1 protein-coding gene is annotated in these 1,449 nt (G+C 69.8%); it reads left to right on the top strand.

Features of this window, described 5'->3' with window-relative positions; genetic code table 11:
- Positions 1-211 precede the first annotated feature (211 nt).
- Positions 212-1,444 (top strand): hypothetical protein, encoded by a 1,233-nt coding sequence (locus ACFUEL_RS39680; protein WP_380243085.1) that lies wholly within the window; start codon positions 212-214, stop codon positions 1,442-1,444.
- Positions 1,445-1,449 lie beyond the last annotated feature (5 nt).

Here is a 1,449-nt window from a genome sequence, read left to right as displayed (position 1 = left end):
ACAGCGTACCGGCCCACGGCACCGGCACCGGCCCCGACGCCGACGCCGATGCCGACGCCGGATCCGGCCCCCGGCCGAACGGCGCAATTCTCAGGAAATACTCAGGAATGCCGTCGTTCGGCCCAATACCCCGATCTACCTCCTGACGGATGGTCAGGTGGACGTGCCCCCCGAACAGGGCACATGACCATCCGTCAGAGGAGCTCACGCTTTGTCCCGTCCCCGCCCCACTCGGCGCACCCTGACCGTCACCGCCGCGTTCGTCGCCGCCGCCAGCGCACTGGCCGTGCCCGCCGCGTACTCCACCGACAGCCGGCCCGCCCCGCACACCCGGGTCACCGCCGCGCACACCATCACCGAGAACCGGCTGCCGTTCACCACCCGCTTCGAGGGCGACTTCCACGGCGGCATCACCCACATCGGCAACACCCTGATGACCTGCGACGAGACCCAGCCGCCGGTCGACCCGGCACAGGCCCCCTGCGCGCAGGCCCGCAACGGCGACGGGCCCCGCCCGATCAACAACAACTTCCAGATGAAGTACATCAACATCGACGGTCCCGGCCACTTCGGCCCGCTCGGCGACCCGATCTACTCCTCCAGCTCCGCCGACCTGCAGATCCCCGAGGGCGCCACCGTCAAGTTCGCCCGCCTCTACTGGGGCGGCACCCGCGGCATCGGCGACACCGTGCTGCCCGAGAGCCAGATCGACGAGATCTACTTCAAGTTCCCCGGCGACGCCCAGTACACCAACATCGCCAACCAGCAGCCCTCGATCGGCTACATCACCACCGACGACGAGAGCAGCTACCAGGCGTCCGCCGACATCACCGAAGCGGTCCGCAACCACGGCTCCGGCACCTACGAGGCCGCCGACATGGACTCCGTCGTCAAGCCGCACAGCTGGGGCGGCTGGACGGTCGTCGTCGCCTACGAGCGCGACTGCGAGCCGCTGCGCCACCTGCACGTCTGGGACGGCTTCCAGCCCGAGCTGCCCAACAGCCCCGCCCTCACCGGCGTCCTGAACGGCATCAAGACCCCCGCCACCGGCCCGGTCACCGGCCACCTCGGCTGGGTCGTCTACGACGGCGACCACAAGTGGACCGGCGACACCATGGACATGAAGTCCACCAACGGCCCGCTCACCCGGTTCAGCGACGCCCTGCACCCCGCCAACGACGCCTTCACCTCCAACCTCGACAACGCCGACCCGGCCCAGCGCTTCCCGCGCAACCCCGCCTACCCCAACACCTTCGGCTACGACGCCAACCGCTGGGACGTCTCCCCGTACCTGCGCAACGGCGACACCGACATCAGCGTCACCGTCAACACCGAGGGCGACGGCTACAACCTCGGCGTCTTCTACGCGGACGTCGACATCGACCCGGCCACCCTGCGCGGCGTGCGGCCGCAGGCCGGCTCCTCCTGGAGCGGCCAGCAGTAACCCGC

It is taken from the genome of Kitasatospora sp. NPDC057198 (genome assembly GCF_042670125.1).
GTDB lineage: Bacteria > Actinomycetota > Actinomycetes > Streptomycetales > Streptomycetaceae > Kitasatospora.
This window is presented reverse-complemented; position numbering and strand designations above follow the sequence as displayed.